The organism is Sphingomonas sp. (genome assembly GCF_041661885.1).
In the GTDB taxonomy this organism is placed as follows: Bacteria; Pseudomonadota; Alphaproteobacteria; order Sphingomonadales; family Sphingomonadaceae; genus Sphingomonas.
In genome coordinates this window covers 301015-319643 of record NZ_JBAZTL010000001.1, presented here as the reverse complement: position 1 = coordinate 319643, position 18629 = coordinate 301015, and the positions used below count along the sequence as shown (strand labels likewise).

General features: G+C 65.0%; 18 protein-coding genes. 11 read left to right on the top strand and 7 right to left on the bottom strand.

Features of this window, described 5'->3' with window-relative positions:
- The first annotated feature begins 23 nt into the window (after window positions 1-23).
- On the top strand, window positions 24-1046 hold the full coding sequence (locus tag WC704_RS01590) for a hypothetical protein (protein WP_372888242.1): 1023 nt from the start codon (window positions 24-26) through the stop codon (window positions 1044-1046).
- On the opposite strand, the gene WC704_RS01585 is transcribed toward WC704_RS01590, so the two are convergent.
- The 5 genes from WC704_RS01585 to WC704_RS01565 form a co-directional block, all read right to left on the bottom strand.
- Complete coding sequence (locus tag WC704_RS01585; RefSeq protein ID WP_372888241.1) at window positions 1043-1558, bottom strand: DUF1254 domain-containing protein; 516 nt, start codon at window positions 1556-1558, stop codon at window positions 1043-1045. The genes WC704_RS01590 and WC704_RS01585 overlap by 4 nt on opposite strands.
- The gene (locus WC704_RS01580) at window positions 1558-2142 is read right to left on the bottom strand and encodes a DUF1214 domain-containing protein (RefSeq protein ID WP_372888240.1); all 585 of its coding nucleotides are present in this window, start codon (window positions 2140-2142) and stop codon (window positions 1558-1560) included. Before WC704_RS01580 ends, WC704_RS01585 begins: the two co-directional genes overlap by 1 nt.
- Window positions 2143-2157: 15 nt before the next feature.
- The gene (gene ppdK / locus WC704_RS01575; RefSeq protein ID WP_372888239.1) at window positions 2158-4842 is read right to left on the bottom strand and encodes a pyruvate, phosphate dikinase; all 2685 of its coding nucleotides are present in this window, start codon (window positions 4840-4842) and stop codon (window positions 2158-2160) included.
- 70 nt (window positions 4843-4912) lie between these two features.
- Window positions 4913-7357, bottom strand: a complete 2445-nt coding sequence (glyS, locus tag WC704_RS01570; protein ID WP_372888238.1) for a glycine--tRNA ligase subunit beta — start codon at window positions 7355-7357, stop codon at window positions 4913-4915.
- 214 nt (window positions 7358-7571) lie between these two features.
- Window positions 7572-8438 (bottom strand): glycine--tRNA ligase subunit alpha, encoded by an 867-nt coding sequence (locus tag WC704_RS01565; protein ID WP_372888706.1) that lies wholly within the window; start codon window positions 8436-8438, stop codon window positions 7572-7574.
- A gap of 179 nt (window positions 8439-8617) precedes the next feature.
- Between WC704_RS01565 and WC704_RS01560 the strand changes: the two genes are divergently transcribed.
- From WC704_RS01560 to WC704_RS01540, 5 genes are all read left to right on the top strand, one after another.
- A complete protein-coding gene (locus WC704_RS01560; protein ID WP_372888237.1) occupies window positions 8618-9523 on the top strand; it encodes a TraB/GumN family protein in 906 nt (301 codons plus the stop codon).
- Window positions 9520-10383, top strand: coding sequence for a TraB/GumN family protein (locus tag WC704_RS01555; protein WP_372888236.1), 864 nt, complete (start codon window positions 9520-9522; stop codon window positions 10381-10383). The genes WC704_RS01560 and WC704_RS01555 overlap by 4 nt, the downstream gene beginning before the upstream one ends.
- 140 nt (window positions 10384-10523) lie before the next feature.
- On the top strand, window positions 10524-11147 hold the full coding sequence (locus WC704_RS01550) for a 50S ribosomal protein L25/general stress protein Ctc (protein WP_372888235.1): 624 nt from the start codon (window positions 10524-10526) through the stop codon (window positions 11145-11147).
- Between the two features lie 200 nt (window positions 11148-11347).
- Complete coding sequence (pth, locus tag WC704_RS01545) at window positions 11348-11923, top strand: aminoacyl-tRNA hydrolase (protein WP_372888234.1); 576 nt, start codon at window positions 11348-11350, stop codon at window positions 11921-11923.
- Entirely contained in the window at window positions 11920-12525 is a 606-nt protein-coding gene (locus WC704_RS01540; protein ID WP_372888233.1) for a TIGR02466 family protein, read from the top strand. Before pth ends, WC704_RS01540 begins: the two co-directional genes overlap by 4 nt.
- A gap of 3 nt (window positions 12526-12528) precedes the next feature.
- On the opposite strand, the gene WC704_RS01535 is transcribed toward WC704_RS01540, so the two are convergent.
- A complete protein-coding gene (locus WC704_RS01535) occupies window positions 12529-13194 on the bottom strand; it encodes a hypothetical protein (RefSeq protein WP_372888232.1) in 666 nt (221 codons plus the stop codon).
- Window positions 13195-13309: 115 nt separating this feature from the next.
- Here WC704_RS01535 and ychF point away from each other — a divergent pair, with 115 nt between their 5' ends.
- The 3 genes from ychF (at window position 13310) to WC704_RS01520 (ending at window position 16312) form a co-directional block, all read left to right on the top strand.
- Window positions 13310-14410 carry a redox-regulated ATPase YchF gene (gene ychF / locus WC704_RS01530; RefSeq protein WP_372888231.1) on the top strand — a complete coding sequence of 367 codons (1101 nt, stop codon included), beginning with the start codon at window positions 13310-13312 and terminating at the stop codon, window positions 14408-14410.
- Window positions 14411-14448: 38 nt separating this feature from the next.
- A complete protein-coding gene (locus WC704_RS01525) occupies window positions 14449-14760 on the top strand; it encodes a hypothetical protein (RefSeq protein ID WP_372888230.1) in 312 nt (103 codons plus the stop codon).
- 382 nt (window positions 14761-15142) lie between these two features.
- Window positions 15143-16312, top strand: coding sequence for a hypothetical protein (locus WC704_RS01520; RefSeq protein WP_372888229.1), 1170 nt, complete (start codon window positions 15143-15145; stop codon window positions 16310-16312).
- Between the two features lie 68 nt (window positions 16313-16380).
- Here WC704_RS01520 and WC704_RS01515 read toward each other — a convergent pair whose 3' ends face one another.
- Window positions 16381-16656: a hypothetical protein gene (locus tag WC704_RS01515; protein ID WP_372888228.1), complete on the bottom strand. Its 276-nt coding sequence runs from the start codon at window positions 16654-16656 to the stop codon at window positions 16381-16383.
- Window positions 16657-16814: 158 nt separating this feature from the next.
- On the opposite strand from WC704_RS01515, the gene WC704_RS01510 reads away from it, so the two are divergent.
- Both WC704_RS01510 and WC704_RS01505 read left to right on the top strand, forming a co-directional pair.
- Window positions 16815-18107, top strand: coding sequence for an ectonucleotide pyrophosphatase/phosphodiesterase (locus WC704_RS01510; RefSeq protein WP_372888227.1), 1293 nt, complete (start codon window positions 16815-16817; stop codon window positions 18105-18107).
- 39 nt (window positions 18108-18146) lie between these two features.
- The gene (locus tag WC704_RS01505) at window positions 18147-18596 is read left to right on the top strand and encodes a MaoC family dehydratase (RefSeq protein ID WP_372888226.1); all 450 of its coding nucleotides are present in this window, start codon (window positions 18147-18149) and stop codon (window positions 18594-18596) included.
- Window positions 18597-18629 lie beyond the last annotated feature (33 nt).

Below are 18629 nucleotides of genomic sequence, written 5' to 3'. Positions count from 1 at the left end.
GAATCTTTCGGGGGGCCAACGTCATGCTGTTCACACAACCGGAACAGTTCATCGTCCTTGCAGCGTTGCTCCTTGGCGGGTGGCTGCTGGGCTATGTCAGTGCGCCGAGCCCCAAAAAGTGGAAGCGCCGGGTGCGCGAGCAATCGGAGAGCTTCACCGCTTATCATGACGAGGCCGAGGATCGCTTGCGCGCCGCCCATGCTCGCGCTGCAAACCTGACCGCCGATCTCGAAGCGTTGCGCGCCGACCATCAGGAGGCGGAACAAACCATCGCCGGGCTCCGCGCCGCCGCTGTGCCGCCCCCGCTGCCTGCTCCAACCCCGGTCGTGACGCCGGTCGAGGCAGTCGCCCCCGCCCCCGCGCCGGTCCCCCTGCCCCCGCCGCCAGAACCGCTTGACGAGATTGCTGCGGCTGCCCCGGCGGCGCCCGTTCCCGAAGCGGCTGCCGAGCCCGAGGAAGCGCTCGAAGCTCCGGTCATCGCTGCGGCTGAAGCCCCAACGCTGGAACCAGAAGCGCCGAGCGTTCCTGAGGAGGAGGTTGCTCCCGCTCCAGCCGCAGCTCTCGCCGCGACGGTTGCTGCGGAAACCGCGATCGAGTCCGAGGCGGAAACCCATGCGGAAGTGGCGCATGTGCCCGATCCGCAGGCGGAAAATGAACCCCATCCAACGGTCGAACAATCCCTGCCGATGACTCCGGCACCGGCCATTGCCGAACCCGCCCCGATTGGAGCCGCCACACCCGAGATTGCCGTTACGGGTTGGCTGGGCAGCCCCGAACGCGACGAATTGACGCGCATTCGCGGGATCGATGCCCCCTTGCGGACTCGCCTGGCGGAACTTGGCGTGGTTCGATTCGGGGATCTGGAAAAACTATCGGCAGAAGACGAGATGGCGCTCGAGCAGCGACTCGCACTGCCCGTTGGCTATATTGCGCGGGAGCAGTGGCGCCCGCAGGCCGCGCTGCTACGGGCGGGCCAGGATGCCGAGCACAAGGCGCATTTTGTCCCGGTACCTCCTGTAGAAGCGGTGGAGCCCGTGATCGCCTAACGCTGTTCGCACACCGTTGCGCGGCGCGTCGCATCCAGCCGTGGGAAGCCGGTACGATCTGCGACAAGAATGCGGACCAACGCAATCCCGCGATCCCCGCTAACCTCGACCCGTTGATAGCCTGGCGGCACCGAACGGCCAGAGTGGGTGACGGCAACCGCAAACGGCTTACCCCGGGCCTCATCGCCATTGCGCACGAACACCGCGTTGGTGCGCGAATCGAAGATCGATAACGACCAATACGGCGCCGCCACCGGTGCCGCGTAGATCAGAAGGGACCCCCGCGAAATATCATAAGGACAGGCCGAATAGGCAAGATCGGGGCTGGGGCGCACGATCTGGCGACTGGCCGCCGTGGCGAGCGGCGCATGGGTGAAGCGGTTGAAGCCGCCCGCCGCCACACGACGGACCGCTGCCCCCATCAACAGGTCAGGCGTGTAGGCGATCGCGAGATAACACGTGGCCACCGCGACGAGTGCGCCGGTGACAAGCGGCCCGGTCCAGCGTGCCATCAGCAAGCCTCCCGCGTGATCTTGGGCAGGATGTCCGCGCCGGGATTGCCCGATCCGCCGTCGCTGGGCAGATAGGTGCGCAAGGTCAGCTCGACACGCGCAATCCCTCCGCTCGGCAACCATGCCGCCGTCTCCGTCGGCGGTGGCGCAGTCGGGGCGAGCAGGATCGTCCAGCCCGCTTTGCCGCTATCGGGGAACGCAGCCCCCGCGACCGAATAACGCCCGGCGGCATTGGGGACGAGATAACCGTCGGGGTCATAAGCGGTGAGGCTCCACCACGCCGCCGGCAGCGCCGCGCCGGTAATGCGGTAACGGCACCGCCCCTCGAGCGGTGCGCCCGCACTATCGCGCGCCGCCGTGTAATAGCGCGCCTCCTGCGCGGGCAAAGCGAGCAGGCCCTTCAACGCGACCACCGCGCGCGTATAGGGATCGGCAGCCGCAGACCCGAAGGTCCGCCCGGTCGCCCACGGCCCGATCACGATATTGTTGCCGAGCGCAGCGTTGCGCAGCACATAGGCCGTAGCACCAAGGCCGAGCGCGACCCCTGCCACCCCGCAGACCAGATAGCGCGCCCAAGCCCTCATGCGATGCCCCTCACCTCATGCCGCTGGCTTTGCTGCAAGGGCGGCCTGCGCCGCTGCCAGTCGTGCGATCGGCACACGATAGGGCGAGGCACTGACATAATCGAGCCCCACCGTCTCGCAAAACGCGATCGATGCCGGATCGCCGCCATGTTCGCCGCAAATGCCGAGCTTGATGCCCGGCCGAGTCGCCCGCCCGCGCTCCGCCGCCATGCCGATCAACTGCCCGACGCCCTCGACATCGAGGCTGACGAACGGATCGCGCGCATAGATGCCGCGCTCGACATAGGTGGTGAGGAAGCGCGCGGCATCGTCGCGGCTGACGCCCAACGTGGTCTGCGTCAGATCGTTGGTGCCGAAGGAGAAGAATTCACCCACCTCGGCAATCTCGCCCGCCATCAAACAGGCGCGCGGCAGTTCGATCATCGTGCCGACATGATAAGTGATCGTCGTGCCGGTATCGGCGAACACCGCTTGAGCGGCCTTGTCGACCACCGCCTTCATCAATTCCAGCTCGCGGCGCGTGCCGACCAGCGGGATCATCACTTCGGGGATCGGTGCCGCGCCCGATTTCTGCGCGACCAGCACCGCCGCCTCGAAGATGGCGCGCGCCTGCATCTCGTAGATTTCGGGATAGGTCACGCCCAACCGGCAGCCGCGATGCCCCAGCATCGGGTTGAATTCATGCAGGTCAGCGGCGCGGCGCTTGAGCACGTCCACCGCGACGCCCGCCGCGGCCGCGACATCGGCAAATTCGCTTTCCTCATGCGGCAGGAATTCGTGCAGCGGCGGATCGAGCAGGCGGATCGTCACCGGCAAGCCCGCCATCACCTCGAACAATTGCACGAAATCGCTGCGCTGTTCGGGCAGCAATTTGTCGAGCGCGGCGCGGCGGCCCGCTTCGTCCTCGGCCAGGATCATCTGGCGGACGTTGGTGATGCGCTCGGCATCGAAGAACATATGTTCGGTGCGGCACAGGCCGATGCCCTCTGCGCCAAAGTCGCGCGCGACCTTGGCGTCGAGCGGGGTCTCGGCATTAGCGCGCACGCGTAGACGACGAACGCCATCGGCCCACACCATCAGCGTCGCGAAATCGCCCGAAAGTTCGGGCTGCACCGTCGGCACTTCGCCTGCCATCACTTCGCCGGTGGTGCCGTCGATGGTGATGGTGTCGCCCGCCTTGACCGTGCGCGCCCCGGCCCCGAGGCCAACGCGCATCACGCCCGCCTTGGCGTCGATCGAAATGCCGCCCGCACCCGACACGCACGGACGCCCCATGCCGCGCGCCACCACGGCGGCGTGGCTGGTCATGCCGCCGCGCGCGGTGAGGATGCCCTTGGCCGCGTGCATCCCGTGAATGTCTTCGGGGCTGGTTTCGGTGCGGATCAGGATCACCGCCTCGCCTGCTGCCGCGCGCTTCTCGGCGGTATCGCTGTCGAACACGGCAAAGCCCGAGGCCGCGCCGGGCGAGGCGGGCAGGCCCTTGGTCAACACGTCGCGCACCGCCTTGGGGTCGAGCGTCGGGTGCAGCAATTGATCGAGCGCTGCCGGATCGACGCGGGCGACCGCTTCCTCGCGGGTGATGAGGCCTTCCTCCGCCATATCGACCGCAATCTTGAGCGCGGCCTTGGCGGTGCGCTTGCCATTGCGCGTCTGCAGCATCCACAATTTGCCCTGCTGCACCGTGAATTCGATGTCCTGCATGTCGCGGTAATGCGTTTCGAGCAGGTCGAACACCTTGGCGAGTTCGGCGAACACCACCGGCATCGCTTCTTCCATCGATGCGGGCTTGGCATTGGCCGCCTCGCGCGCGGCGCGCGTCAGATATTGCGGAGTGCGGATGCCGGCGACGACGTCCTCGCCCTGCGCGTTGATGAGGAATTCGCCATAATAGGCCTTGGTGCCGATCGCCGGATCGCGCGTGAAGGCCACGCCCGTCGCCGAGGTGTCGCCCATATTGCCGAACACCATCGCCTGCACGTTGACGGCGGTGCCCCAGCTTGCCGGAATGTCGTTGAGGCGGCGATAGACCTTGGCGCGTTCCGACTGCCACGATCCGAACACCGCGCCGACCGCGCCCCACAATTGGTCGTGCACGTCCTGCGGGAAGGGCTTGCCCCACAGCTTCGCGACCAGCCCCTTATATTCGGCGACGAGGCCGCGCAGGTCATCGGCGGTGAGATCGGTATCGAGGAAATAGCCGCGATCTTCCTTGGCGATTTCCAGCGCTTCCTCGAACGCATCATGATCGAGTTCGAGCACCACGTCAGAATACATCTGGATGAAGCGGCGATAGCTGTCCCACGCGAAGCGCGCGTCGCCGCTGGTGGCGGCAAGACCCTCGACGGTCTGGTCGTTGAGGCCGAGGTTGAGCACCGTGTCCATCATGCCGGGCATCGATGCGCGCGCGCCCGAGCGCACCGAAACCAGCAGCGGGTCCGCCGGGTTGCCGAAGCGTTTGCCCGTCACGCCTTCGATATGGGCGATGCCGGTGGCGACTTCATCGCGCAGGCTCTTCGGGAATTGGCCGCCTTCATCATAATAGACCGCGCAGAATTCGGTCGAGATGGTGAAGCCGGGTGGCACCGGCAGGCCAATCGCCGCCATTTCGGCCAGGTTCGCGCCCTTGCCGCCGAGGAGGTTGCGGTCCCCCTTGCCCCCGTCCGAAACACCGCCGCCGAACCGATACACGTATTGCGTCATGGGTCTTCCCTCTAAGTACCTGTATTCGCTGGGGAGGCGTTTCGAAGGTTAGGGCAAAATGCGCGTTCGTTCAGCCCTCGATCTTGGAAAAGTCTGCAACATTGTGCACCGCAGCACGAACGCGATCAAGCAAGGCGAGCCGCGCGGCGCGCTTTTCGGGCACGGGATCGTTGACGATCACGCCTTCGTCAAAGAACCTATCGATCGGCGCACGCAATGTGGCGAGCGCTGCCATTGCCGCTTCAAATTCCTCGCGGGCCACCGCGGCAGCGGCGGCGGGTTCGGCCGAATCGAGCGCCAGCGCGAGCGCAGCCTCTGCCGGTTCGGGGGTGTATGCGCCTCCCCTCCCTGGAAGGGAGGGGTCGGGGGTGGGTTGCTCTGAAACGGGCACCCCGCTCGCCACGGACCGACCCACCCCCAGCCCCTCCCTTCCAGGGAGGGGAGCCGCGATGACGCCCTCTTTCTTCAAAATATTCGCCGCCCGCTTATAGCCCGCGAGCAAATTCGCGCCGTCAGCGGTGCCGATAAACGCCTGCAACGCATGGACGCGCGCGAGCAAGCGGACGAGATCATCCTCACCCCCGAGCGCGAACACCGCGTCGATCAAATCGTGGCGGACACCGGCTTCGCGTTGCTGGACTTTGAGGCGGTCGGCGAGAAAATCCGCTACTTTTTGCGGAGCCGCCATAACTGTTTCGTATAGAGCCGCGATCTCCGCGCTTTGATCCGGGTTTTGTCGACCAATCGCTTCGTCGTACTGCGTCTTAAGTGCCTCAGCACTTAAATACCTATGCGCGCCTAATTCGTTTAGAGCACGCTGGATCTGTTCCGATCGCAGCCGCCCCATTGCAACGCCCAACTCAGAAATTGCCGGAAACATTACCCGAAAATACGGCATCCTCAGGTTATTTCGTGTTAAAAGCGAAATGATACCGATCGCAGCGCGTCGTAGCGCGAAAGGATCGCGAGAACCTGTCGGGGTCTCCCCAATGGCAAAAAAGCCAAACAACGTATCCAGCTTATCCGCCAGCGACACCGCCACCGTCACCGGATCGGTCGGCACGTCATCGCCCTGCCCGACCGGCTTGTAGTGATCGCGGATCGCGGCGGCGACGCGGGGGGCTTCGCCCAAAGCCTTGCCCTGCGCGGCGGCGTAATAGCCGCCCATCAGGCCCTGCAATTCGGGAAACTCGCCGACCATGCCGGTGACGAGATCGGCCTTGCAGAGGCGTGCGGCGTCGAACGCCATTTGGGCAATCCTTCCCCGGCGAAGGCCGGGGCCCAGTTGCGCAGGTGGCTGCGACGAAGGACTGTCCGCGACTAGCTCTGCCATCTCGACTGGACCCCGGCCTTCGCCGGGGAAGGCATCATCGTCGACACACACGCCCGTGGGAGGAACGATTCCCTCCTCGACCAACCACCGCGCCAGCTTCGCAATACGCGCGACCTTGTCCGCGACGGTGCCCAATTTCTCGTGGAACACGATCCGGTCGAGCTTGGCCGCCTGCTCTTCCAGCGGCACCTTCAAATCGGTTTCGTAGAAGAACTTCGCGTCGGACAGGCGCGCCGCCAGCACCTTGCGGTTGCCCTCGACGATCTTCGCGCCGCCATCCGCCGCATCGATATTGGCGGTGCAGACGAACGCATTCGCCAGCGCGCCCGACGCATCGCGGCACACGAAATACTTCTGGTTCACGCGCGCGGTGAGCTGGATCACTTCCGGCGGCACGCTGAGGAACCCTTCGTCGAAGCGCCCGAGCAGCGGCACCGGCCATTCGGTGAGGCCGGCATTCTCGGTCAACAGGCCTTCGTCCTGCACCAGTTCCAGCCCCGCCTTGCGCGCCGCCATCGTCGCGCCGAGCGCGATGATCTGGCGGCGTTCGGCCTGGTCGACGATGACATGGCACGCACGCAGCTTCTCGACATAATCGTCCGCCGATCCGATCGTGATGACGCCGGGATGGTGGAAGCGATGGCCGACGGTGGCGGCGCCTGCCTGTACGCCAGCGATCTCGACGGGCACGACCGTATCGCCGAACAAAGCGACGATGCCTTGCAGCGGGCGCACCCAGCGCAGCGATTCCATCGTGGTCGAGCTGGCACCCCAGCGCATCGCCTTGGGCCAGGGGAAGGCGCGAATGATCGCGGGGATCGCTTCAGCCAGCACCGCCGTGGTCGCACGGCCCGGCTTATCCACCACCGCGAACAGCACGCCGTCGCGCTCGACCAGTTGCTCGCGCGTGAGGCCGGTCTTGCGCAGGAAGCCTTCGAGCGCTTGCGGCGGGGCGGAGGCCTTGGGGCCTTTGGTCTCTTCCGACACCGCCGCCGTCTCGACCGGCAGGGCGCGCGCGATCAGCGTCAGGCGGCGGGGCGTAGCGTAAGTGACGATCTCGCTGGCGGTGAGGCCGCTCTTGGCGATCTCGGCGGTGAACAGTTTGGCCAGATCCTCGCGCGCACGATCCTGCATCCGCGCGGGGATTTCCTCGGAGCGCAGCTCAAGCAAAAAGTCGGTCATGCGCGCGCCCCGTTAGCGACCAAAACGCAACGGCTTCGCGTCTTCGCGTCTTCGCGTGAGAAAGAACGTTGGTTCACGCGAAGGCGCGAAGACACGAAGAGAGTCATCTCCGCGTCCTCTGCGCCTCTGCGCGCAAAAAGAAGATTGGTTCGCGCGGAGGCGCGGAGGACGCGGAGAAGAAGAGGAAGAAGGGCAGTTATGCCTGCGGCGCTGCTCATGCCGCCCACCCCGGGAAGCGCGCTTCCCATTTGGCGGTGTTGTGCGCGATCCACGCGCCGCACGCGCCCTTCGCCAGATCGCGGACGCGGCCCATATAAGCCTGGCGCTCCGCCACCGAGATGACGCCGCGCGCCTGCAACAGGTTGAAGATATGGCTGGCCTTGATCGCCTGCTCGTAAGCGGGAATCGGCAACTGCTTGCCGAGGCAATTCTCGCATTCGGCGACATGCTTTTTGAACTGGTCGAACAGGCTGTCGGTATCGGCCACTTCGAAATTCCAGGTCGACATTTCGACCTCATTCTCATGGAACACGTCGCCATAGCTGACGCCCGCGTCGTTGAACGCCAGATCGTACACGCTGTCCTTGTTCTGGATATACATGGCAAGGCGTTCGAGCCCGTAGGTCAGTTCGCCCGCAACGGGCTTCATGTCATAGCCGCCCATTTGCTGGAAATAGGTGAACTGCGTCACTTCCATGCCGTCGCACCACACTTCCCAGCCCAGGCCCCAGGCGCCGAGCGTCGGGCTTTCCCAATCATCCTCGACGAAGCGGATGTCGTGGACGAGCGGATCGATGCCGATCGCGGCGAGGCTGCCGAGATAGAGCGCCTGCAGATCAGGCGGGCTCGGCTTCAGGATCACCTGATATTGGTAATAATGCTGCAGCCGGTTGGGGTTCTCGCCATAACGGCCATCGGTCGGGCGGCGGCACGGCTGGACGAAGGCGGCGTTCCACGTCTCGGGGCCGAGCGCGCGCAGCGTCGTCGCGGGGTGAAAGGTGCCTGCCCCCATCTCCATGTCATAAGGCTGCAGAATCAGGCAGCCGTGCTGGCTCCAATAATCATGGAGCGTAAGGATCATGCGTTGGAAGCTGAGCGGGTGTGTCACGCCCGGCGCTTTGGCGCAGCGCGGCGGGAGAATCAACCAAACGATGGCCCGGTTCGGCCACGAACGATGAATGCGGGCGCAGGCATTCTCGCAGAGGCGATATCGCGATATGGGGATTGCCGCGCGCTTGGCGACACTGTTTGGGGATGTGCATGAAGACGATCAAGACCGTATCCGCCCTGCTGGCGCTGCTGCTGGCGACACCCGCAATCGCGCAGACCCCCGCCCCGGCACCCGCTGCCCCCACCATCCCCGCCGATCCCGCCTTGTGGGTGGTGAAGGACAAGGACACGACGATCTATCTGTTCGGCACGATCCACGCGCTGAAGCCGCAGCTTAGCTGGTTCGATTCGGCGGTGCGCAAGGCGTTCGATGCGAGCGAGCAATTGGTGCTCGAAATTCCGTTGCCCAGCCCCGAACAGGCCAAAGCGGTGATCGGGCCGCTGGCGGTCGATGCGACGGGCAAGCCACTGACGCAGAAACTGAGCGCGGAGGATCGCAAGGTCTATGCCACCGCAATGGCCAAGCTCGGCATCCCTGAAACCGCGTTCGACACGTTCGAGCCGTGGTTCGCCGCGGTCACGCTCGCGCAGATCGAGCTGCAAAAATCCGGGTTCAATGCCGCCGAGGGCGTGGAAGTCGCGCTGAACGCCGCAGCCAAGGCCTCGGGCAAGCCAGTCGCGGGGTTGGAAACGCTGGAGCAGCAGCTCGGCTATTTCCACAATTTGCCGCAAACCGACCAGATCGCGTTTCTCATCTCCAGCGCGAAGGACATCGACACGTTCGATTCGACGATCAACGCCATGCTCGATCGCTGGAAGGCGGGCGATGCCGAGGGCCTGAGCAAGCTGATGAACGACGATCTCACCAGCCAGCCCAACCTCTACAAAGTGCTGCTGGCCGATCGCAATGCGCGCTGGGCCGATTGGATCGACACCCGGCTGAAGACGCCGGGCACCGTGTTCATCGCGGTCGGCGCGGGGCATTTGGCGGGCAAGGACAGCGTGCAGGCCTATCTCACCAAACATCATCTGGTGGCCAAACGAGTCCGTTATTGATCGCGCGGTGGTGCGCGCTCGGGCTGGCGCTGGCCCTGAGCGGGTGCGCGCGAGCGCCCGAAACCAAGGCGCATCCGGCGCTGTGGCGCGTGGGCGATGCGGACACCACGATCTGGTTGTTCGGGACGATCCACGCGCTGCCGCCCGGCGTTGACTGGCAAACGCCCGCCGTTGCGCGCGCAATCGCGGCGGCGGATACGCTGATCGTGGAGGTGCCGCCCGCCGATCCTGCGGCGGCGCGCGCGCAATTCGTTGCACTGGCGGAGCAGCCAGGCTTGCCGCCAATTGCGTCGCGCGTGTCCGTTGGGGATCGTCCGACGCTGGCACGCGGCATGGCGGCGGCGGGGCAATCGGCGGCGGACCTCGATGGGCTCAAAACCTGGGCGGCGGCGCTGACGATCACCGCAGGCGCGGGACACGCCGAGCAAGCGAGCGCCGCCGAGGGCGTGGAGCCCGTGCTCACCCACCGCTTCGCGGGCAAGGCGATTGGCGCGCTGGAGACGCGCGACGGGCAATTGCGGCTGTTCGATCGTCTGCCGGGCACCGCGCAGCGCGAGCTGCTGGTACAGGCAGCGATCGATGCGCAGGATGCCGCGCGCGGCTATGCACAGGTGTTCAAGGCGTGGGCGGCGGGCGATGAAGCTGCGCTCGCCGCTACGGTCGCCCCGCTGCGGCGCAATCCGGCGATCGGCAAAACGCTGCTCACCGACCGCAATGCGCGCTGGGCGAGCGTGATCGTGCGACGGATGGCGAAGCCGGGCCGGGTTTTCCTGGCGGTGGGTGCCGGGCATCTGGTCGGGCCGGGATCGGTGGTGGAATTGCTGCGCAAGCGCGGGCTGAAGGTCGAGCGGGTGGAGTAAATCCTTCTCCCAAAGGGAGAGGGAGACGGCATCTGCCATATTGCACTTTACCCTGCCCTCCCCTATAGCCCCGCGCTTCGGTCAGGGTCATCCCTGGAGGCTTGGCCGAAGACCACACACACGCATATCGGAGTAATGCAATGAGCGACCAATTGGAGCTCGCAGCCGAGACGCGCGAACAGGTTGGCAAGGGAGCCTCCCGTTTGCTTCGTCGCGAAGGCCGCGTCCCCGCCGTAATCTACGGCAACAAGCAAGATCCCCAGTCGATCCACGTCGAGGAAAAGGCGCTGATGCGTCTCCTGATGACGGGTCACTTCATGAATTCGGTCGTCCTGATCGAGGTTGACGGCCAGCAGGTTCGCACGCTGCCGAAGGACGTCGCCTTCGACGCCGTCACCGAGCGTCCGGTCCATGCCGACTTCCTGCGCATCGGTGCGCACACCACCGTTCATGTCAGCGTGCCTGTCGTGTTCACCGATGAGGACGCAGCCCCCGGCATCAAGACCGGCAAGGGCGTGCTCAACATCATCCAGCACGAGCTGGAACTGGTGTGCGATTCGGCAGAGATCCCCGACGACATCACCATCTCGCTGGCAGGCCGCGAGATCGGCGATTCGATCCACATCTCGAACGTGACGCTGCCCAAGGGCGTGACCCCGGCGATCACCGACCGCGACTTCACCATCGCGACGATCGTCCCGCCGACGGTGCCGACCGCGACCGAAGAGGCAGAAGACGCCGCTGCGGCCGATACTGCAGCGTAAAAGCATCTCCCTCTCCCCTTCAGGGGAGAGGGTCGGGGAGAGGGGCAGTGAACCACGCCAGCGTGCGAGTGACTGCCCCTCTCCCGCGCTTCGCTGCGCTCGCTTCCCAGTTCGGGGTAAACATTGCCCCGCAATGTTTAGACCATGCCGGGGGCATGGTCGGCACCGAACTCCCCGCGAGCGGGGAGAGGGAATAAACCATGCAAATCTGGGTCGGCCTGGGCAATCCCGGAGCGCACTATGCGCTCAACCGCCACAATGTCGGCTTCATGGCGGTGGACACCATCGCCGAGCTGCACAGCTTCGGCCCGGTCAAAAAGGCGTTTCAGGGCTGGACGCAGGAGGGCCGGATCGGTCCTGAAAAAATCCTGCTGCTCAAACCCGCCACCTTCATGAACGAGAGCGGTCGCAGCGTCGGCGAAGCGATGCGCTTCTACAAGCTCGACGTTGGCGACGTCACCATCTTCCATGACGAGCTCGACCTCGACCCGTTCCGCGTCAAGGTGAAGACCGGCGGCGGCACCGCCGGGCATAATGGCTTGCGCTCGACCGAAGCGCATATCGGCAACGCATTCCGCCGTGTGCGCATCGGCATCGGCCACCCCGGCCACAAAGACAAAGTCAGCCCCTATGTGCTCGGCAATTACGCCAAGGCCGAGATGGAGCCGCTGGCCGATCTGCTCGGCGCGATTGGCGCGGAAGCCCCGTGGCTGGCCAAGGGCGATGATGGCCGCTTCATGAGCGATGTCGCACTGCGACTGGGAGAAACGAAATGACCGTGCGCACGCTGTTCGCGACGCCGTTTTACGAAGGCAAGTTGAAGAACGCCGCTCTGGTCGCCGATCTCGACCGCTCGTGCCAGGCGCTGGCCGAGGATGACCGCGCCGGGCGCGCCTGGTCCAAGGCGCATGGCTATCGCGGTTACACCTCCTACGCCTCGCTCAACGATTTGCCGATGCGCGACCCGGCCTTTGCCGATCTGGTCAAGCTGCTCAACAAGCATGTCGCAAAGTTCGCCGAGGAATGCGCGTTCGACCTGAACGACCGCAAGCTGAAGCTCGACAGCCTGTGGGTGAATGTCCTGAAACCCGGCGGGATGCATTCGGGCCACATCCACCCGCACAGCGTGATTTCGGGCACGGTCTATATCGTCGTGCCGGAGGGGGCGGGTTCGCTCAAGCTGGAAGACCCGCGCCTGCCGATGATGATGGCCGCGCCAACGCGGCGCGACGATGCCCCCGAAATACTGAAACCCTTCATCTATGCCGAGCCGCAAGCGGGCTGCGTCTTCCTATGGGAAAGCTGGCTGCGGCATGAGGTGATGCCCGGCACCGCCAAGAGCGAACGCGTCAGCGTCAGCTTCAATTATCGCTGGTAACACTCAAAACGCACAGGCCAGCGTAACGTCGACCACAGGATTGAAGAGCGCACGCGAATCGCGCAGCGGCCCGACCGATGCGACGGGCCGATCGATGAACGGATAGAGCGTGACCGCACGCCCCATCATCGCGCCGACATCGACCCCCGCGACCAGCCGCGTGCCGACCGGATGGCTGTACCCGACCATCGCGATTGGCGCGAAGCGTTCGAACCCGTCGCGCAGCGCGATCGCGCCACTTGGCCGCCGCGGATCGAAGGTCAGCGCAATCCGGGTATCGGGCGAGAAGGTCGATGGATCATAGCCGACGTTGAAACGGGTTCCGCCCGACAGATGCAGGCCAACCCCTTGCAACGGATAAAAATCGGCGATCGCCCGGCCATAACGCACCTGCGTGCGCGACAACAGCCAATCGAAAGAATCGCGCGTTGGGCGCGCCGTCGCGGTATGGACCGTCCGTGGCCGCAGCGCAGGCGTCGCCGGAACGGGATCGGGCAATTGCGAGGCGCGGACCGGCAAAATAATCTCGGGGATAGCGCCCTGCGCCGCGACCGGCGCCACGACGCTCGCCACCGCCATCGCCGCCAGCACCCTGCCCTGCGTCCGCCTGCGCCACATCGCCTCGAAGCCCCCCAGCTCGACACTTCCGCGCCTATAGGTACACGCCACGCCTTTGCGCGCAATGGTCGCAATACCCGTAATCCGAAAGACGCGATGCTCTGGCGTTCCCGCGCGGGACGCCGTATCGGCAACGCATCATAAAAGTCGTGCTTCAAGGATCATCATGGGTTTTCGCTGTGGAATCGTCGGGCTGCCCAATGTCGGCAAGTCCACCCTGTTTAATGCGCTGACGCAAACGGCGGCGGCGCAGGCGGCGAACTATCCGTTCTGCACGATCGAGCCGAACGTCGGCAACGTCGCGGTGCCCGACCCCCGGCTCGACAAGCTCGCCGCGGTCGCGGGATCGGGCAAGATCATCGAAACGCAATTAGGCTTTGTCGATATCGCCGGGCTGGTACGCGGTGCTTCCAAGGGCGAGGGGCTCGGCAACCAGTTTCTCGGCAATATCCGCGAAGTCGATGCGATCGTGCATGTGCTGCGCTGCTTTGAGGATGACGACGTTACCCATGTCGAGGGCAAGGTGGATCCGATCGCCGATGCCGAGACGGTCGAAACCGAATTGATGCTGTCCGATCTGGAGAGCCTCGAAAAGCGCGTCCCCAATTTGCTGAAAAAGGCGACGCAGGGCGACAAGGACGCCAAGGTCGCGGCTTCGGTGCTGGGTCAAGCGCTCGACCTGTTGCGCGCAGGCAAGCCCGCGCGGCTGACCGTGCCCAAGGACGAGGACGAAGCCCGCGCCTTCACCCAGGCGCAATTGCTGACCGCCAAGCCCGTCCTCTATGTCTGCAATGTCGAGGAAGCGAGTGCCGCCAACGGCAATGCGCAATCCGCGCGCGTGTTCGAAAAGGCCAAGGCGGAGGGCGCAGAAGCCGTCGTCGTCTCCGCCGCGATCGAGGCAGAAATTGCCACGATGGAGCCGGAAGAGCGTGGCGAATTTCTCGCCGAGCTCGGCCTGACCGAAACCGGTCTGTCGCGCGTGATCGTCGCGGGTTACCGGCTGCTCAAGCTGCTGACCTTCTTCACCGTTGGCCCCAAGGAAGCCCGTGCCTGGACCGTCCATGCCGGTGCCAAGGCCCCGCAGGCAGCGGGCGAGATCCACACCGATTTCGAGCGCGGCTTCATCCGCGCCGAAACGATCGCCTATGACGATTATGTCACGCTCGGCGGCGAAACGGGCGCGCGCGATGCCGGCAAGCTGCGCCAGGAGGGCAAGGAGTATGTCGTCCATGACGGCGACGTGCTCAATTTCCGCTTCAACGTCTGATCTTGTCGGCGGGCGATGCGCGGCCTAGGGTTGCCGCGATGTTCGTCCGCCTGATCCTTGCGCTGCTGCTCGCGGCCTTTGCCGTACCGGCGGTGGCGCATGGCCAGTCCTGCCATGAAACGACGGTGGCCGCGCCGATGGCGCACGGCGCGCACCACATGCCACCCCGGGACGATCACGCCACCGTCCCGCACATTTGCATCGGCTGCATTCCGCCCGCCAGCCTCGCCTCACGCGGCGTGGATATGCCGGGCGTGATGGCGGCGACGCCGCGCCGCATCGTGGCGACGGCCTTCGCCCCGGACGCCGGAACGCCACCAGCACTTCCTCCTCCACGCCGGACCGCGTGACCCGGCGGGCCTGTGCGCCCGCCCTCATGCTTTCCCCGTTGAGGATTTTCCGATGACCCGATCGATGTTGATCGCGGGCTGCGCGCTTGTCGTGCTGCTGCCCGCGCCTGCCTTTGCGCAAAGAATGCCCGGTATGACGATGGACATGCCGATACCCGCCAAACCCCAGCCGAAGACCAAGCCGGTGGTAAAACACGCGCATCCGGCGGTGCACCCGCCTGCCGCACAATCCACGCCCCCTTCTCCCCAACTACCTTCCCCGGCGCAGGCCGGGGCCCAGGAGCGAGCGGCCGATAAGGAAGCGCTGCCTTCGCCTACCACCACCTCCGCAACTGGGCCCCGGCCTGCGCCGGGGAAGCGGCAACAGGATGCCCCGCACTCCATGCCCAACATGCAAGGCATGACGATGGGCCCGGCCGACCACGCCTATGCCGACGGTTCGGGCACCTCGCGCAACCCCGGTAATGACGGCGCGATGAAGGGCGTGCATGTCGCGACGGGTGACTGGATGGTGATGCTCCACGGTTATGCGCTCGGCGTTTATACCAATCAGGGCGGTCCACGCGGCGACAGGCAAGCGTTCGTCGGATCGATGGCGATGCTCACCGGAACCCGCGATTTCGGCGGCGCCCGCTTGCAATTGCGTTCGATGCTGAGTCTAGAACCCGCAATGGGGGCCAGGGGCTATCCCAACCTCTTCGCCACCGGCGAAACCGCCGATGGTGCCGCGCAATTGACCGATCGCCAGCACCCGCATGACCTGTTCATGGAACTGGCAGCACGGATCGATATCGACACCGCCAAGGGCAGCCTGTTCCTCTATGGCGGCCCCGTCGCCGAACCCGCGCTCGGTCCATCGGCGTTCATGCACCGCGCCTCCGCGCAATATCAGCCGCTCAGCCCGATCACGCACCATTGGTTCGACAGCACGCATATTAGCTATGGCGTGGTGACGGGCGGCTATGCCACGGCGCATTGGCAGATCGAGGCATCGGGCTTCCGCGGGCGCGAGCCCGACCAATATCGCTGGAACATCGAACGCCCGAGCCTCGATTCGTGGAGCGTGCGCGCGACGTGGACACCCTCCCCCGTCTGGGCGGTGCAAGTCAGCCACGGGCGGCTGAAGAGCCCGGAACAACTCGAAGCGGCTCGCGACGAAGCGCGCACCACCGCAAGCGTGCAATATGCCGCGCATGGCGTCTCGGCGCTGTTCGCTTTCTCCAACAAGCACATATTGCCCGGGCGCGTGCTGACGGCATGGCTGGCCGAGGCGAATTGGGATGTGGACCGGCACCACACGCTGTTCGCCCGCGCCGAGAATGTGGCGAATGACGAGCTGTTTCCGAACCCGCTCGATCCGCTGCACGATCGCAAGGTCCGCGTCGGCAAGCTGGAGGGGGGCTATGCCTATCGCCTGCGCTTTGTCGGGCCGTTCGATTTGGCGTTGGGAGGCGCGCTGGGAGTCTATGCCAAGCCTGCCATCCTTGATGCCGCTTATGGGCATTTCCCGGTGAGCTTCAGCCTGTTCGCCAAGGTCTCGCTCGGGCATTGAACGAACGGCGGCACCGGAAAGCCTCGCTCTCCGGTGCCGCAATGCGCTGCGGTTACGGCAAGTTCTGGTCAGTCGACCGCCTGCTGCCGCTCAGGACGGTCGGCACTCGCGAGCACCCTGGCGCAGCCCTTGGATGCTTGCGGTGGCGGGGCAAGGTGGGTCTTGCCCGACAAGTGGATCGGGGTGGTGCGCTGCTCACAGCCACGCTTGATCGGATGATAGGTCACCGCTGGAATCTTCCCGACCGGTGCCCACCGCATTTCATGCGTATCGGAAAGCGATTGCGCGGTGGCCGGAGCGGCGGCCAGCGCCATCGCAAGCGCGGCATATTTCAGCAAAGACATGGTACGTTCCTCAAACCATCGGTCGGATGAGAAAATATATAGGCCGCAGATCTTGCCGCGCCCTGTCCGCATTGTGACGAAGCATGTCCAAGGCGGGCCTGTCCCGCGATGCGACGCTCTGTCATAGCCCCGACGCAATTCTACCGCAGGAGACGCACATGCGCTGGACAACCCGGATCTTCGCCGCCGCCTTGTGCGCCGCCCTGCAAGCGTGCGTTACCGCACCCATTTCCGGCCCCACGCCCGCCCCGGTCGCGCAAACCGAAACGCGCGCGCCGGTCACCATTCTCGTTTCGATCGACGGTTTCCGCGCCGATTATCGTTCGCGCGGGGTTACGCCCAATCTTGACGCACTGGCGGCAAGCGGGATCAGCGCGGCGATGCGCCCGTCTTTCCCGTCCAAGACCTTCCCCAATCACTGGACGCTCGTCACCGGGCTGCGGCCCGACCGCAACGGCATCGTGTCCAATGCGATGGAAGACGCAGGCCGACCGGGCGTGACCTTCACGATGGAAAATTCCAAGGACCCGTTCTGGTGGAGCGAGGCCGAGCCATTGTGGGTCACCGCCGCGCGTGGCGGGGTGCGGAGCGCGACCTTGTTCTGGCCGGGCTCGAACGTCGCCTGGGGCGGCGCGATGAAGGGCGGGCACGGCGAGCCGACCGGTGGCGTACGACCGGCGGATTGGTGGCCGTTCGACATGGCCGTGCCCGGTGAACAACGCGTGGCCGGCGTGCTCGACTGGCTGCGTCGCCCGGCGGCAACGCGTCCGCGCTTCCTGACGCTCTATTTCGATACCGTCGATAGTGCGGGGCACAGCTACGGCCCGGATGCCGCCGAAACGATTGCTGCGGTTGCAGAGATCGATGCCCAGATCGGTACGCTGGTCGCCGGGCTGAGAGCGCTTGGTCAGCCCGCCAACCTCGTTATCGTCGCGGATCACGGCATGGCCGGAACCAGTGCGAAACGCACCATCGCGATGGATAACGTCGCCAACCCCGCCGATTATCGCCAATTCGAGGCTGGCCCCTTCGCCAGTTTCTATCCCGTGCCCGGCCATGAGGCTGCGCTCGAAAAGGCACTGCTTGGCCACCACGCCCATTATGATTGCTGGCGCAAAAGCGAGATTCCGGCGCGGCTGCATTACGGCACAAACCCGCGCGTCCCGCCCTATTTCTGCCTGGCGGAGATGGGCTGGCTGCTCAACAAGACCGCACCGACCAAGGATGCCGCTGATGGCGGTACGCACGGTTATGACAATGCAGCCCCCGAAATGGCGGCGCTGTTTATTGCCAGTGGCCCGGCGATCATGCCGCTAGGGGGCCTGCCCGCATTCGACAATGTCGATATTGCGCCGCTGATTCGCGATTTGCTCGGGCTTCCCGCGGGGGCTGCCCTCGACGGGGATGACGCACCATTTCGCGCGGCGATACGACCGTCTCACCCTAAGTAGGGGCTTGCCTTCCCCTGCCGCGCACTAGACATTGTTGCCATGCAATATTTCGAAGACATTGTCGTCGGTAGCAGGGCGTCGTTCGGTCGATACGAAGTCACGCGTGAAGAGGTTACCGCCTTTGCCAAGGCCTATGACCCGCAACCCTTTCACCTCTCCGACGAGGCAGCCGCCGAGACCCATTTCGGGCGGTTGTCGGCCAGCGGCTGGCATACCTGCGCGATGACGATGGCGATGGTCGTCGAAAATTTAAAAGCGAACGATCAGGCCGGTTTAGGATCGCCCGGCATCGACGCCTTACGCTGGTTGAAACCGGTTTATCCCGGCGACACGCTACGTTGCGAGACCGAAATTGTCGAAAAGCGCGCGTCGCAAAGCCGCCCTGAAATGGGCAGTTTTCACAGCAAAATGACCGTATTTAACCAGCATGACGTGGCGGTGATGACCTTTACCTCGATCGGGCTGATTCGAACACGCCCGAGCGCGTAGCGTTTGCGCAAACATCGGCGGGACCAATCGGGG

Coding starts and splice junctions, on each gene's coding strand:
- WC704_RS01590 (WP_372888242.1), top strand. CDS start 24: ATGCTGTTCACACAACCGGAACAGTTCATCGTCCTTGCAGCGTTGCTC.
- WC704_RS01585 (WP_372888241.1), bottom strand. CDS start 1,558: ATGGCACGCTGGACCGGGCCGCTTGTCACCGGCGCACTCGTCGCGGTG.
- WC704_RS01580 (WP_372888240.1), bottom strand. CDS start 2,142: ATGAGGGCTTGGGCGCGCTATCTGGTCTGCGGGGTGGCAGGGGTCGCG.
- ppdK (WP_372888239.1), bottom strand. CDS start 4,842: ATGACGCAATACGTGTATCGGTTCGGCGGCGGTGTTTCGGACGGGGGC.
- glyS (WP_372888238.1), bottom strand. CDS start 7,357: ATGACCGACTTTTTGCTTGAGCTGCGCTCCGAGGAAATCCCCGCGCGG.
- WC704_RS01565 (WP_372888706.1), bottom strand. CDS start 8,438: ATGATCCTTACGCTCCATGATTATTGGAGCCAGCACGGCTGCCTGATT.
- WC704_RS01560 (WP_372888237.1), top strand. CDS start 8,618: ATGAAGACGATCAAGACCGTATCCGCCCTGCTGGCGCTGCTGCTGGCG.
- WC704_RS01550 (WP_372888235.1), top strand. CDS start 10,524: ATGAGCGACCAATTGGAGCTCGCAGCCGAGACGCGCGAACAGGTTGGC.
- pth (WP_372888234.1), top strand. CDS start 11,348: ATGCAAATCTGGGTCGGCCTGGGCAATCCCGGAGCGCACTATGCGCTC.
- WC704_RS01540 (WP_372888233.1), top strand. CDS start 11,920: ATGACCGTGCGCACGCTGTTCGCGACGCCGTTTTACGAAGGCAAGTTG.
- ychF (WP_372888231.1), top strand. CDS start 13,310: ATGGGTTTTCGCTGTGGAATCGTCGGGCTGCCCAATGTCGGCAAGTCC.
- WC704_RS01525 (WP_372888230.1), top strand. CDS start 14,449: ATGTTCGTCCGCCTGATCCTTGCGCTGCTGCTCGCGGCCTTTGCCGTA.
- WC704_RS01520 (WP_372888229.1), top strand. CDS start 15,143: ATGCCCAACATGCAAGGCATGACGATGGGCCCGGCCGACCACGCCTAT.
- WC704_RS01515 (WP_372888228.1), bottom strand. CDS start 16,656: ATGTCTTTGCTGAAATATGCCGCGCTTGCGATGGCGCTGGCCGCCGCT.
- WC704_RS01510 (WP_372888227.1), top strand. CDS start 16,815: ATGCGCTGGACAACCCGGATCTTCGCCGCCGCCTTGTGCGCCGCCCTG.
- WC704_RS01505 (WP_372888226.1), top strand. CDS start 18,147: ATGCAATATTTCGAAGACATTGTCGTCGGTAGCAGGGCGTCGTTCGGT.